Annotated in this window: 10 protein-coding genes; 4 read left to right on the forward strand and 6 right to left on the reverse strand. The window is 60.0% G+C overall.

What is annotated here, in order from left to right; all coding sequences use genetic code 11:
• Nucleotides 1-76: 76 nt before the first annotated feature.
• On the forward strand, nt 77-2,788 hold the full coding sequence (locus ACR0C9_RS16100) for a DUF2339 domain-containing protein (protein ID WP_480781457.1): 2,712 nt from the start codon (nt 77-79) through the stop codon (nt 2,786-2,788).
• 163 nt (nt 2,789-2,951) lie between these two features.
• The gene (gene ileS / locus ACR0C9_RS16105; RefSeq protein WP_170454336.1) at nt 2,952-5,864 is read left to right on the forward strand and encodes an isoleucine--tRNA ligase; all 2,913 of its coding nucleotides are present in this window, start codon (nt 2,952-2,954) and stop codon (nt 5,862-5,864) included.
• Between the two features lie 41 nt (nt 5,865-5,905).
• Here the strand turns inward: ileS and ACR0C9_RS16110 are convergent, their stop codons facing one another.
• Complete coding sequence (locus ACR0C9_RS16110; RefSeq protein WP_480781458.1) at nt 5,906-7,864, reverse strand: hypothetical protein; 1,959 nt, start codon at nt 7,862-7,864, stop codon at nt 5,906-5,908.
• Between the two features lie 209 nt (nt 7,865-8,073).
• On the reverse strand, nt 8,074-9,528 hold the full coding sequence (locus tag ACR0C9_RS16115) for a di-heme oxidoredictase family protein (protein WP_480781459.1): 1,455 nt from the start codon (nt 9,526-9,528) through the stop codon (nt 8,074-8,076).
• Nucleotides 9,529-9,733: 205 nt separating this feature from the next.
• On the opposite strand from ACR0C9_RS16115, the gene ACR0C9_RS16120 reads away from it, so the two are divergent.
• Together ACR0C9_RS16120 and ACR0C9_RS16125 are read left to right on the forward strand one after the other, a co-directional pair.
• Complete coding sequence (locus ACR0C9_RS16120) at nt 9,734-10,189, forward strand: methylated-DNA--[protein]-cysteine S-methyltransferase (RefSeq protein ID WP_480781460.1); 456 nt, start codon at nt 9,734-9,736, stop codon at nt 10,187-10,189.
• A 79-nt stretch (nt 10,190-10,268) separates the two neighbouring features.
• Entirely contained in the window at nt 10,269-10,733 is a 465-nt protein-coding gene (locus ACR0C9_RS16125; protein WP_170454328.1) for a hypothetical protein, read from the forward strand.
• 6 nt (nt 10,734-10,739) lie between these two features.
• Here the strand turns inward: ACR0C9_RS16125 and ACR0C9_RS16130 are convergent, their stop codons facing one another.
• From ACR0C9_RS16130 to fsa, 4 genes are all read right to left on the reverse strand, one after another.
• Nucleotides 10,740-11,435, reverse strand: a complete 696-nt coding sequence (locus ACR0C9_RS16130) for a CDP-alcohol phosphatidyltransferase family protein (RefSeq protein ID WP_170520525.1) — start codon at nt 11,433-11,435, stop codon at nt 10,740-10,742.
• Between the two features lie 87 nt (nt 11,436-11,522).
• Complete coding sequence (locus tag ACR0C9_RS16135; protein WP_480781461.1) at nt 11,523-12,443, reverse strand: tyrosine recombinase XerC; 921 nt, start codon at nt 12,441-12,443, stop codon at nt 11,523-11,525.
• Complete coding sequence (locus tag ACR0C9_RS16140; RefSeq protein ID WP_170454322.1) at nt 12,440-13,147, reverse strand: DUF484 family protein; 708 nt, start codon at nt 13,145-13,147, stop codon at nt 12,440-12,442. The genes ACR0C9_RS16135 and ACR0C9_RS16140 overlap by 4 nt, the downstream gene beginning before the upstream one ends.
• Nucleotides 13,148-13,351: 204 nt before the next feature.
• Entirely contained in the window at nt 13,352-14,005 is a 654-nt protein-coding gene (gene fsa, locus ACR0C9_RS16145; protein WP_170520531.1) for a fructose-6-phosphate aldolase, read from the reverse strand.
• Between the last annotated feature and the right edge of the window lie 39 nt (nt 14,006-14,044).

The raw sequence follows: 14,044 nt of genomic DNA on the forward strand, positions 1-14,044 counted from the left end.
GTACCGGGATTTCCGTACTGTCGCCCGATAGCTCGCGCGGTATAGCTTGCCCGGACGATATTGAACGGAGCCTGAATTGGAATCGCTGCTTGTTCTTCTTGGCCTGATTGTACTGGCCATTCCGGTAACGATTGTCGTGCTTTTGGTTGGCCAAGCGCGCTTGCGCCGCCGGGTTGAGCACCTTGAGCGGCAAGTACAGGCGCTGTCGCCGGGTCAGGCTGAGGTCGAACTGCCAGAGGCCGTGGCATCGGCGCCAGAGCCAAAAGCCGAGGTGGATTTGCCCGCATCAGAGGCCGCGCCCGGCCCATGGTCGCCACCTGACCAAAAGCAGGATCCTCCGGTTGCCGAAGAGACCGAGCCATCAGGGGCCGTTGTTTTCCGGCAGGATCGCTTTGCGGCCCTCGGGCTGTGGCTGCGCGAGAACTGGTTTTATGCGGTTTCGGCCCTGTCCTTGGCCTTGGCCGGTATCTTTCTGGTTCAGTACGGGGTTGAAAATGGGCTGCTGCCACCGGCTGCGCGGGTCGCGGCATCTTTGGCCTTTGGGGTCGCGCTGATCGTGGTGGGCGAAGTCATTCGCCGCAGGTTCGGCGATGACGAAACAGCCTCGACCGCGTATCTGCCATCGGTCTTTTCCGGTGCGGGCTTGGTAACATTGTTCGGCGGCATTCTGGCCGCCCGGCAACTCTATGACCTGATCTCTCCCGAAACGGCGTTGGTTGGCATGGTTCTTGTCGCGCTGGTGGGTCTGGTGCTGGGCTGGTTCCACGGGCCGCTGCTGGCTGCTGTGGGACTGATCGGAGCCTTCTCGGCCCCCTTTATGGTTGGAGGCTCATCCGATGATCCGACATGGCTGTATGGGTATTTTGTCATCCTGACCTTGCTGGGTCTGGGCATCGATACGGTGCGGCGCTGGGCCTGGATTTCGGTGCTTACGCTCTTTGCCGCCTATATTGCCTGCCTGCTGCTGGTTCTGTCTTCCCCGTTGACCGAGCCCGGTTATCTGACCAGCGTTACCGTGCTGGCACTTCTGGCCATTGCGATCCCCAACCGGCGCATCTGGCCCGATCACGCGGGCCCCATGGTGGCCGAGATCATCCGGCGCAAGAAGGGTGATCCGTGGCCTGCTTTCCCGACCCGCGTGGCATTTGCCGCAGTGGCCGTCAGCTCGGCCATCCTGTCCCTGCACTGGGCGGATTCAGCGGGTGAGTTCTGGCTGACCACATGCTTGCTGCTCGGGTTGGCTCTGGCACTGCTTTTGTGGGCCAAGGACGCGCCTGCCTTGCAGGATGCCACGGTGTTCCCGGCTGTTGGGTTGATCGGCTTTGTCGTCGCGCATGGCCTCGAAAACGGCACCGTCGCGCGCACCTTCGCGGCCACCTATGCCGAGACGCCCGAAGCAGACGCCCCGTTAGTTGTCACGATACTGGTCGCATTGGGCGTGCTGGTCTCAGTTCTTGCGGCTTGGCGATCCTGCAACGCAGACCGATACGCCGCCATATGGGCCGGGGCGGCCGCCGTGTTCGCGCCCGCCATGGCCATCGCGCTGGAGGTCGGCTGGCATCCGGCCAAGGTGATCGGCCCGTACCCCTGGGCGCTGCACGCCATCGTTCTGGGTGCGGTGATGGTTGGTATAGCGGAACGCTTCGCCCGCGTTGATGGCGAGAACCGGATGCGGCCCGCGCTGGCCACGCTTTCAGCGCTGTCCTGTCTGGCCTTTGCCTGCGTGATCGTCCTCAGTTCCGCAGCGCTAACGATTGCGCTGGTCGTGACCATCGTGGTCGCTGCGGCGTTGGATCGCCGGTTCACTTTGCCGCCGATGAGCTGGTTTATCTGGGCAGGTGTGTTCACGGTAACCGTACGGCTGGTTCTGGACCCCGGTCTGCGCTGGGCCGAAAGCGCACCACTTGCCGAGATGGCGCTGGTCTACGCTTCGGCGACGCTTGGGTTCTTTGTCGGCTGGGTGCTGATCAAACCGCTGGATCGCCCGATTGCCAAGCTGCTGCTCGAAAGCGCGGCCTGGGCGACCGGAGGCATTTTGCTATCGCTGCTTCTGCTGCGCTGGCTGGAGGCGTTTGGTGAGGGCGGGGCCGAGAACAGCCATTGGGGTCTGGGCCTGCTGTCCGTCATCTGGCTGCTGCTGGCCTATGCGCAGGTGCAACGCTTCGAACTGGGCGGCAAGCTGACCTATGCGCGCTATGCTCTGGCGATCTTCTTCGCTGGTCACGGGGTGCTGCGTCTGGTCGAAGCTCTGGTAGATCGCAATCCGTTGCTGAACCCCTTGGCCGAGCCGGTTCTGGGCCCTCCGCTGTTGAACACACTGGCGGTGGCCTATCTGATCCCCGCACTGGCCATCGGGTTTTCGGCCTGGAGGATTACGTCCATGCCCAAGCATTTGCGGCAGGTCAGCTATGGTGTGGCTGCGGGTTTAGTGACCGTCTGGCTGGGCCTGACCATCCGCCATGTCTGGCAGGGTGCCGAGGGCATGTACGAGGGCAACGGCGTAACCCAGCCCGAGCTTTATACCTATACCCTGACCCTTTTGATTGTCGGTGCGGCGTTGTTCTACCAATCGCTCGCGCGGCGGTCCGACCTGATGCGCAAGGCGGGGCTGGCGGTGATCGGGCTGGCCGTGGCCAAGGTGTTCCTGATCGACATCGCGGGCCTTGGCGGTCTGATCCGCGTCTTCTCGCTGCTGGCGCTGGGCCTCGCGCTGGCGGGGCTTGCATGGCTCAATCGTTGGGCCAAGCTGCGCCATTTGCCGCAAGGCTCGGAACCTCTGGACCATTGAGAGCGGGCGTCATATAAGCGCGGCCATGTTTGACCGTTTGGCCATCATTATTCGAATTATATCCCCGGCGCTCTGATCCTCGAGACGCCGGGCAAAGGTGTTTGAGACTTCGCACCGACCGCTTCGATCCTAGTACGACCAGATCACCCAAAGGACGCCCCCAATGTGCGCCGACACGACCCAAACACCTGACTACAAAGACACGCTGAACCTGCCCAAGACCGATTTCCCCATGCGCGCCGGCCTGCCCAAGCGCGAGCCCGCATGGCTGGACCGTTGGGCAAAGATCGGCGTCTATGACCGCCTGCGCGAGAAAGAGGGCCGCACGCCCTTTACCCTGCATGACGGCCCACCCTACGCGAACGGCCACCTGCATATCGGCCACGCGCTGAACAAGACCATCAAAGACATGATCGTGCGGTCCCATCAGATGATGGGGTTTGACGCGCGCTATGTGCCCGGCTGGGACTGCCACGGTCTGCCCATCGAATGGAAGATCGAGGAGCAGTACCGCAAGAAAGGCAAGAACAAGGACGAGGTGAACGTCGTCGACTTCCGTCAGGAATGCCGCAAGTTCGCCGAGGGCTGGATCGATATCCAGCGCGAAGAGTTCAAGCGTCTGGGCATCACCGGCAACTGGGCCGATCCCTATATCACCATGGACTACCACGCCGAGGCAGTGATCGCCGACGAGTTCATGAAGTTCCTGATGAACGGCACGCTCTATCAGGGCTCGAAACCCGTAATGTGGTCGCCTGTTGAAAAGACCGCGCTGGCCGAGGCCGAGGTCGAGTATCACGACAAGGAAAGCTTTACCATCTGGGTGAAGTTCAGGGTCGTGAATGCAGGCGATCTGGATGATGCCTATGTGGTGATCTGGACGACGACTCCGTGGACCATGCCGTCGAACAAGGCGGTCGTTTACGGCAAGGATATCTCCTACGGCCTGTACGAAGTCACCGACACGCCGGACGAATGCTGGGCCAGTGTTGGCGACAAGTTCCTGCTGGCCGACAATCTGGCCGCGGATGTGCTGGGCCGTGCCCGTCTGAACGACGACCAGTGGACCCGTGTCCGCGATGTAACCACCGATGAACTGGAAGGCGTGCAACTGACCCACCCGCTGGCCGGGGCCGAGGGCGGCAATGGCGAGTGGGATGATCTTCGCGATTTCCGCGCCGCTGAGTTTGTGACCGACACCGAAGGCACCGGCTTCGTCCACTGTGCGCCGTCACACGGGATGGAAGAATTCGAGTTGTACCGCGATCTGGGGATGCTCGAGCAGGTCATCACTTATAACGTGATGGACGATGGCTCGTTCCGCGCTGATCTGCCGTTCTTCGGCGGCAAATACATCCTGTCCCGCAAGGGCGGTGAGGGTGATGCGAACAAAGCCGTGATCGACAAGCTGGTCGAGGTTGGTGGGCTGCTGGCACGCGGCAAGATCAAGCACAGCTATCCGCATTCGTGGCGCTCGAAAGCGCCGATCATCTACCGCAACACGCCGCAGTGGTTTGCCTCGGTCGACCGCAAGCTGGATGACGGCATGGGTGAGATGGGCGACACCATCCGCGAACGTGCGCTGCGGTCCATCGACGAGCTGGTGAAATGGACGCCGCAGACCGGCCGCAACCGTCTGTATTCGATGATCGAGGCGCGCCCGGACTGGGTTCTGTCGCGCCAGCGCGCCTGGGGTGTGCCGTTGACCTGCTTCACCAAGAAAGGTGCTCTGCCCACCGACGCGGATTACCTGCTGCGCAACGCAGACCTGAACGCCCGCATCAAGGCGGCGTTCGAGAAGGACGGCGCGGATATCTGGTATACCGAAGGCTTCAAAGAGCAAGTGCTGGACGGCATTGCCAACCCGGACGACTACGACCAGGTGTTCGATGTGCTGGACGTGTGGTTCGACTCGGGTTCGACCCACGCCTTCGTTTTGCGCGACCGTGAGGACGGGACCGAGGACGGCATCGCCGATGTCTACATGGAAGGCACCGACCAGCATCGTGGTTGGTTCCATTCGTCCATGCTGCAGGCCTGCGGCACCAAGGGACGCGCGCCATATCGGAACGTGGTGACCCACGGCTTCACGCTGGACGCCAAGGGCAACAAGATGTCCAAGTCGCTGGGCAACACCATTGTCCCGGAGGAGATCGTCAAGCAATACGGCGCGGATATCCTGCGCCTGTGGGTTGCTCAGACCGACTATACCGCTGACCAGCGGATCGGGCCGGAAATCCTGAAGGGCACCGCTGACAGCTATCGCCGTTTGCGCAACACGATGCGGTTCATGCTGGGTTCTCTGGCCGACTTCACCGAAGCTGACCGGGTCGATCCGCAGGACATGCCGCGTCTGGAACGCTGGGTGCTCAGCCGTTTGGCGGAACTGGATGAACAGGTGCGCAAGGGCTATGCGTCCTTCGACTTCCAAGGTGTGTTCAGCGCCGTGTTTACCTTTGCCACGGTCGATCTGTCGTCTTTCTATTTCGACGTCCGCAAAGATGCTCTCTATTGCGACGGTGATACCCTGCGCCGCCGATCAGCCCGTACGGTGCTGGACATCCTGTTCCACCGCCTGACCACATGGCTGGCCCCTGTACTGGTTTTCACCATGGAAGAGGTTTGGCTGGAGCGGTTCCCGGGCGACGACAGCTCGGTCCATCTGGTGGATTTCCCCGAAACGCCCGCCGATTGGCGCGACGTCGAGTTGGAAACCAACATGGCCAAGGTTCGTCGCGTGCGACGCGCCGTGACTGCCGCGCTTGAGGTGCAGCGCCAGGACAAGGTGATCGGATCGAGCCTTGAGGCCGCGCCGATTGTAAATGTCGAGGATGGCGAAACCCGCGACTTGCTGGCGACGTTTGACGTGGATGACATGTGCATCACCTCCGGCCTGACCGTCACGGGCGATCCGGCCCCGGCCGAGGCGTTCCGCGTACCGGAAATCGAAGGTGTTGCGGTGATTTTCGAGAAAGCCGAGGGCAAAAAATGCCAGCGCTGCTGGAAGATCCTGCCGGATGTCGGGTTGCACGCGCATGAAGGCGTGTGCGGACGCTGCAACGAAGCACTGGGCTAAAGCGAACCGCCCCCTCGGGCATCTGAGGGGGCGATTTCAGTTCAGGGCTGCTTGGTCTGAGGTGTCGGGTTGAACAGGTCGAACCCGATTTTCGGATCTGTCAAAGCTTTCCAGACCTCATAATCGGTAAAGTACCCGGAATGCCCTCCGGGATTGACCGGTATGTTGCGATCCGAGAATATCAGGCCGCCTTCGATCTCAGTGCCGACGAAATCATCCTGCCGGAATATGTTGAACCACGCGGCATTCAGTTTACCGGCAACGACCGTAAACATCTCGGGGAAATAGCGCTGGTAGATATGCGTGACCGGGCAGCCCATCGTGATCAATGTCAGGTTCCGCCCGTTTATCAGCCGTTGCACCCGCGGGTCGGCCAACATCTGGGTCGCAATCACAGTGCCCTGAGAGTGCGAGATCACGGTGATATGGTCCGCCGGAAAGACGTCCAGCACATAGTGCATTGTGCGATAGAACCGCTCGTCAATGGCGGTACGGTCCGGGTAGTTGTGGATTCTGCTGTTCAGATCTGCGCTGATGAAACATCTGTCGCGAATGGCATAAGTCACAATGTCCCGCGCCACGCCCAGCCCGGCAGCAACAAAATCTGAAAACCGGTACATCAAAGCCGTCGCGCCCAGCACGATCAGGCCGATCTCACCGTGAAAACAAGCAAGCCGATCCAAAGCCCAGGCAATGACATAGGCGTCGTTCAGGGTGGTTTTGCAGACAGAGCCATGGTGCGGGTTCGTGACAATCTCGCGGATCGTTACCAGAACCAGCACAATCGCCCCAAACAAAAAGACCCATTGCGCAAACCGATTGACAATCGCGCGGCTGATCAGCCCGTTGCGGGCATGCAGGTTCGCCTTGAATTTCCGGCGACCGGCAAACAGCCCGCCACCGACCAAAAGCAGCAGAACGATGGCGATGAACACGGCGCTTAGCGTTTCGATCGAGTCGCGCAGGTTGGCGTCGAACAAGGTCTGGAGCTGACCGTCCGACAAGAAATCAACGGTTTTCAACATCTGTTCGATGGTTAGCCACAGGCCCGAAATGAAGAACATCCAGAAGATCATCATGCCGGCGCAAATGCTTGGATAAAGCCGCCTGTGTTCTGTCAGATTGTCGTTGATCTGAATGGGGGCGGCGGACATCAAATACAGAAATAGGGTCAGGAAGATCAGCGTGGCCCAAAAGACCGACAATATGTAGATCTGAAAGCCCACAAAGGGTTCCAGGATCAAAGGACAGAAAGTTGTCTCTGACGGGATGCAGTTGCGAAATTCAGCGCCAACCGGCCCGAGGGCCAGACCAAGCGCCAGAACGACGCCCATTCCGAACATGCCACGCCAAAATACCCGCCGCAGATAGGTCGGGGCGGAAAAACCACGCAGCAGACCAACAACAGCTCCGCCCGCGTAAAGCGCGAGAAGCAGCCAGAATAGCAATGTCGGGCTTTGAAAAAACCCGACCGGGATTCTGTCGATCATTATCACCGCCGCGCCCAGCAACAGATAGGCGTTCAGGGTCGCGACCGCGCCAAAAAAGATCCAGGTGAACAGATGAACCAACTGTGCAGCGAAAGTGTTCCTGCCATTGGAGGCGTCCGGGGCGATATTCTTGCGCTGATGGGTCTGTTCGACATTGTCCATGGCCAGATAGCCAAGCGCCAGAACCACCCAGATCAGATCCAGAATTGTCTTGATGGCCCCCTTTGGCGCGGGCGAGCGATCTGCCCAGTAAACCTCGGCAAACAGGGCCTCGTCGCTGGGGACCGAGGGTTTGGTTACTTTCCGCAGATTAACCTTATAGAGCTTGGCATTGCGCGGGGTGCCGTTGAACGTTGTCTCGGCCAGCTCGATCATGCCGCGTTCGACCTCGATCGGGGGTTTGGGTCGCCCGTCCAGCCAGGTCGTGGCCGCGCCAACGACCTGATCTACCGTTTCACCGGGTTTCTGTTCGCCGATACCATGAACTGTGAGGACAAGATGCCGTCCCATTCCCCCAAAACTCCAACGCATAAAACAATGCCATCAGCATAGCACGGGCCGAGGGTTTTCCCAAAAGGACGCGCTTATCTGGCGATTTGTCTAAATTTGCGACGCGGGAATTGGCCAACTGGGCCCGGCCAAGACCAACTGCGCCCGCGCTGTTTCAGCAGGCAGGCGCAGGATGAACTTGGGCTTCTGCGGCGTTGTCAGGCGGACGGTCAGCCTTCCTCTTCCTCGGGATCGAAATTCGCGATCACAAGGTTTTCGAGGAATGCGATCAACTCGTCCTGCTGTTCCTCGGGCAGCGCAATGAACGCGTTCTTGCTAAGCTCCGCCGCGCCGCCATGGGCCATAATCGCCTCTCGCAATGTGGTGGCATGGCCGTGGTGCAGCCACGGTCCCGTCGAACCGACACCTGCCAGCGACCGCGTGGGCCAAACCGAGGCACCGAAGCCATAAGCGTCAATCGGATCGGCAAGCTTGGGACCCATGTCGTGACGGCGGAAATCGGTGTACCAGAACACGGTTGCGCCGGTCTCGCCCTTGCTTGGGAACGCGCCCAAATGGACCTCGCTGCCATCGGCCATTGCGATCCGGTTGTTGGGCTGATCTTTGGTCAGGTCAAACCACATGGGGTTTTTCCCGTCCAAACCCAGTTTGGCAGCGATTGCGCCGCTGGGCAGTTCTTCCTCGCTATATCCCGGCACGGCGCTGGGTTCGGAAAACACTGCATTGTTCAGATCGACGCTTGGCACGTGGCAGGACGTGCACCCGGCATCCACCAGCCGCTGTTCGCCGCGCAACAGCTTGTATTTCTCATCCTGGGTCAACTCGACCAAACCCAGTTCCGCAAGTTCCAGCTTGGAGGTTGGCCGCTCTAACGCAGCCATATAGAGCGTGACAGCGGTGACGTCTCCGACTGTCAGTTCGCCGGTCACGCCATCGAAATCCCCGTCCTCGTTTCCGACCAACTCGACCGCCTGCATTCCCATCTCGTTATGGGCCGCACTTCTTGCAAAGCTGCGCAGGGTCGCGTGCAAGCCTTTCCAACCGAAAGGGCGCACGATCAGGTCCTCATCGATTCCGTAGACCTCATCGTAGTTAATGTTGGCCTTGCAGGTTGTTCCGTCCACCTCGGCCGAGGCTGTAAGCGCGCCAAAGGAAATGCCCTTGGACACCAGATAGTGTTTGATCGGGAAGCTCTCCTCGCAGGTTTCCTTGGCCAGTGCGGCTTCCTGTTGCTTCAGGTCTTGGGTGATTTCCTCGGCGACCCGCTGCACTGCCCCAAGGCCGAACAGATGAAGGGTGTTGCGTTCTAGAAAGCTGGATGGATCACCCGAATGCGTCGGGTCGATCACAACGTTCATCGCCATCGGTCCCGCCCCGTTGGCCAGCGGGGCCGAGTGGCAGGAAATGCACGAATGCGCCTGTGGGCCGCCTTCGCGGGTCGGATAATGTTCGGCCCAATCCCCGGCGCTGGCCAGATCGGCGCGTGGCAGGCGCGAGAAATACTGGCCATCTGAGACGCGTGCACCAACCCCGCGCTCCATCGTATAGTCCGCTTCGGTTATTTCGTCGCCGGCCTCAAAGGCATAGACGAAAGCCTCGAGCCGGTCCTTGCCCAACCGCGACATCAGGTCTTTCTGATCGACTGGCGGAGGCGTTTCGGCCAAAGCAACTGAAGCTGATAAAACAAGCGAACCTACAACAATAACGCGAATCTGATTTCGCATCCCATCCCCCATTGGCGTTGAATTCAGCTGCCCTCACGTTAGGGATAACAATTCATCACGACAACGTTTTATGTGAATGCGTGTTTGTTTAAGTGGATGAGCGCCGAGCCTTGCGAAACTGAGCCCGCTCTGACAGCATCGCGACATGCCGATGATTGCCGTTGAAACGCGTTTTGGATGCCTTGGGGTGGAAGAGCAGGACGGCTTTGTCAGGCGTCTTGTTTGGCATGGTGCAGACGAAGGTGAACCGACGGCTTTGCTGCGCGAGGCCGCGGCCCAGTTGCGGGCCTATGATGCGGGTCAGCTTGACCGTTTCGACCTGCCGTACTGCGTCGAAGGGTCCGCGTTTCAAAAGCAGGTTTGCGATCTGATGTACGCGATCCCATTGGGTGAGACACGCACATACGGGGACATCGCAAAAGAGCTGGGCCAACCTGCGCAGCCGGTGGGGCAAGCCTGCGGGGCAAACCCGATCCCGGTCATTATTCCCTGTCATCGGGTGCTGGCCGCCAACGGTCTGGGCGGGTTTTCCGGTGATGGCGGGATCGAGACGAAGGTCGCCCTTTTGCGCCATGAAAAGGCAGCGGGCCTGTTGATCTGAGTGACGGAAATCAGTTGCAATCCGAAATCCGGATGCTCAACTTATATTTGATGCTGATTTTGAAGGATCCTATTGCATGATGACCGACGCAGACCGTGCCGCCCGCAAGAAGGCCATTATTGACAAGCTGATGTCGTTAGAGGCGCAGGAACTGGCGACCGCTCAGGCGCATTACGATGCCTTCCTGAAAGACGCTCAGCTGGATGACCGCGAGGGCCACGACAAGGACGATATCGCGGCCTCGCGTGAGAATGCGGATCTGGCGGCCGCTTTTGACGCCCCGGTCCATGCGCACCATGCCAAGATCGACGTCATTGAAAACACCGATTTCGGCCTGACCGATACGGTGCAGCCGGGCGCGATCATCAAGTTCAACAACCGCCGCTTTGTTGTCTGCGTTTCCACGACGCGGTTTGACGTGGACGGCAAAACCTATATGGGCATTTCAACGCAAAGCCCGATCTATCTGGCCATGGTTGGGCTACAGGCTGGAGATGTCTTTACCCATAACGGCACCGAGTTCGAGGTTCAGGACGTCCTGTAACCCCGCCTAAGCATTGCGCTGCGGTATGATCTGCTGCGCGATACCGGCAAAGGTCAGATACAGGCTGGTGACAACCAGCCCCCAATGCGCCCAACTTTCAGGGTGGAAATCGACCCAGGCTGCCCAGCCCGCAAAGAATGTCCAGGCCAAGGCCATCGGTAAGGTCAGGCTGCGCCAGCGTTCGGTCCGTACGGGATGGACGAATTTCAGCGGCAGGAACATTGCAATCGACAGCAATGTCACCAGCACCAGGCTGAACCAGAAGTTGGGTTCAAGCGCGAAAATCACGATAACCACCATATTCCAGCATCCGGGGAAGCCGGAAAAGGAGTTGTCCTTGGTTTTCATGCGCGTATCGGCAAAATACATCGCGCTTGCAAAGGTGATGACAATGATTGCAAACCACCCGGTCCAGCCATCCATCAACCCGGATTTGAATAGGGCATAGGCCGGAATGAACACGTAGGTCAGGTAATCGATGATCAGGTCCAGCAGGACGCCATCGAATTCCGGCGCGTTTTTCTTGACGTGATAGTGTCGGGCCAAAGGACCGTCGATGCCATCAACGATGAAGGAAACGACAAGCCACAGATACATCAGGCTCCACTTTTCCTCGACGGCGGCCAGCATGGCCAGCATGGCGAAAACGGCGCCCGTTGCGGTGAAAAGATGGACGGCTAATGCTTTGAATCTAAGTGTCATGCGGCTGTCATGTACGATGCGTTGGCGAGATGCAAATCAAAAGCCCGCTTAAGTTGCAGAAGTCTTCAGGACGCAGCGTTCCAGGCGTCACGCTTTGGGATGCGCACGGTTGTAAACCTCCATCAACCGCGCGGTATCGACGGCAGTGTAAGCCTGAGTGGTCGATAATGAGGCGTGGCCCAGCAGTTCCTGAATTGCACGCAAATCCCCCCCGGCCGTAAGCAGGTGGGTGGCAAAGCTGTGTCGCATGGCATGAGGTGTGGCCGTTGACGGCAGGCCCAGTTGCATCCGCGCCTTGGCCATCGCGCCCTGAATGGCCCGCGGGTTCAGCCGCCCGCCGCGCACGCCGCGAAACAAGGGCGCATCGTCGGCCTGAGGGTGCGGGCAGAGTTTCAGGTATCGGGTCACGGCCTCACGGGCGGCGGGTATGACCGGAACAATGCGTTCTTTCCCGCCTTTGCCCATGATGCGCAGGGTTGCAGGCAGCGGGGCGTCGGCTCCGGTCAGGGACAAGGCTTCGGATATCCGCAAACCGCAACCGTAAAGCAGAGTGACCACCGCCACATCGCGGGCAGAAACCCAGTCCGAGGTCGATTGCAGCTCGACCGTGTCGATCATCGCGCGGGCGGCGTCTTCTGCAAGGGGGCGGGGTAGTTTCTTTGTGAACTTGGGCGCGCGGGTGGACAGGACAGCGGTGGGTTCAAAGCCTTCACGTTCGGCCAGCCAGCGGTAGAAGCTTTTGACAGCGGAGAGTTTACGCGCCAGCGACCGCGCGCCGACGCCCGATCCGCGCTGATCCGCCATCCAGGCCCGCATGTCCGATACGGTAATGCGTTCCAAAGCGGCCAAACCCTGACGATCCCCGTGGTGCAGGGTCATGAAGGACAGGAAATCGGTGACGTCACCGCGATAGGCGGTTTGTGTGTTGTCCGATCGCCCGGCCAGCGCGCTGAGGCTCTCCAACCAGTGTTGGACGGCGTCCCGGCAGGCCGGGGAGATCAGGCTCACGACAGCCAGTGACGCATCGACCGTTCGAAAACGCCTGCAAAAAAGGCCAGAAGATCAGTGCCAAGCTGCGGGGTAAAGTGGCGCGGATCCGACGCGCCCATCACGATCATGCCGGGCAAACGGCCCGCGCCCAGATCCAGCTTAAGGCAGGCCTCGGACCGCAGATGGGTTGCTCCGGTTCCATAGACGCGCGGGTTTGCGCGTTGAATTTCGCGCAACGTGACCTCGCGGGCCGGGCCGCCGCGGTCATAGGTCAGGTAGGTATCGACAAAACCGGGCTCGACGACGGTCAGAACACCGCCCAGCTTGTCGATGGCCGGATCGTCCTGCACCACCGTGGTTTCCAGGACCAGCGTGACGCGGTCGACCCGCAGGATCTCGGCCACGTCATTGCCCAGAACCTTCAGGAAGTCCTCGAACTCGACCGGTTCCAGCAGCCGCAGAATGGCGCGGTGCACTTGATTGGTGCCCGCCAGATTCTCGTAAGCGGCGGCGATGACCGAGCGGTGCGTGTCTTCCAGCCGGTCCAGCCGCGCCTCGAGCCGTTGCATGGCGATACCGCGCAGGTCGATCACATTGTCTCCGCGCGCCTGTTCATTGGCGGCCACAAGCGCCTGCATCAGATCCTTGTCGTCCAGCAACGCGTCGGGCTTGGCCAGAATCGCGGCGCGGAGGTTATCCTCGAGTTTTGGGTTGCTGCTCATGTCCCGTCCGGTCGGTTTTTGTTTTGGCGGCTTATACCATGACAGGTCGGGATTGCCTTGGAAAAAATGCACGTATGGGTGGATTTTGGTGCGATCTGTGCTCGAACGGCTCCCGCCTGCAACATCCTGATCCGGGGATCAGGCGTTTGCAGTTGGGCCGGGCGCGGCACCTGTCGGTGCCGCGCGGGCGCTAAGGCTTTGAGGTCAGAGGATCTTCTGACCGGTTTTGGCCCAGTCGGCCAGGAAGGTTTCAAGGCCCTTGTCGGTCAGCGGGTGATCGGCCAGTTTCTTGATAACGGCAGGCGGTGCGGTAATCACGTCTGCACCGATGCGGGCGCTGTCGGTCACATGGTTCACGGTACGGATCGAGGCGGCCAGGATTTCGGTCTCGAACCCGTAATTGTCATAGACCTGACGGATATCGGCGATCAGGTCCATGCCGTCGAGGTTGATGTCGTCCAACCGGCCAATGAAGGGCGAGATGAAGGTCGCGCCCGCTTTGGCCGCCAGAATCGCCTGATTGGTCGAGAAACACAGGGTCACGTTAACCATCTGGCCTTCGTCGCTGAGGGTTTTGCAGGTTTTCAGGCCCGCCCATGTCAGCGGCACTTTGACCGCGATGTTTGGCGCGATCTTGGCCAGCTTGCGGCCTTCGGCGATCATGTCCTCGGCCTCGGTCGCGACCACTTCGGCCGAGACGGGGCCGTCGACCAGATCACAGATTTCCTTGGTCACTTCCAGAATGTCGCGGCCCGATTTCAGGATCAGCGAGGGGTTGGTGGTCACACCGTCCACCATGCCCAGATCGTTCAGTTCGGCGATGGCGTCGATCTCGGCTGTGTCTACGAAGAATTTCATGAGGGCAGTCCTTTGATGGGTTGGCCTTGGTCGCGGATG

It is taken from the genome of Ruegeria sp. C12, assembly GCF_056537745.1.

Excerpts from the sequence above, each read along its gene's own strand:
- ileS (WP_170454336.1), top strand. The coding sequence starts at position 2,952 with ATGTGCGCCGACACGACCCAAACACCTGACTACAAAGACACGCTGAAC.
- ACR0C9_RS16110 (WP_480781458.1), bottom strand. The coding sequence starts at position 7,864 with ATGGGACGGCATCTTGTCCTCACAGTTCATGGTATCGGCGAACAGAAA.
- ACR0C9_RS16120 (WP_480781460.1), top strand. The coding sequence starts at position 9,734 with ATGCCGATGATTGCCGTTGAAACGCGTTTTGGATGCCTTGGGGTGGAA.
- ACR0C9_RS16125 (WP_170454328.1), top strand. The coding sequence starts at position 10,269 with ATGACCGACGCAGACCGTGCCGCCCGCAAGAAGGCCATTATTGACAAG.
- ACR0C9_RS16130 (WP_170520525.1), bottom strand. The coding sequence starts at position 11,435 with ATGACACTTAGATTCAAAGCATTAGCCGTCCATCTTTTCACCGCAACG.
- ACR0C9_RS16140 (WP_170454322.1), bottom strand. The coding sequence starts at position 13,147 with ATGAGCAGCAACCCAAAACTCGAGGATAACCTCCGCGCCGCGATTCTG.
- fsa (WP_170520531.1), bottom strand. The coding sequence starts at position 14,005 with ATGAAATTCTTCGTAGACACAGCCGAGATCGACGCCATCGCCGAACTG.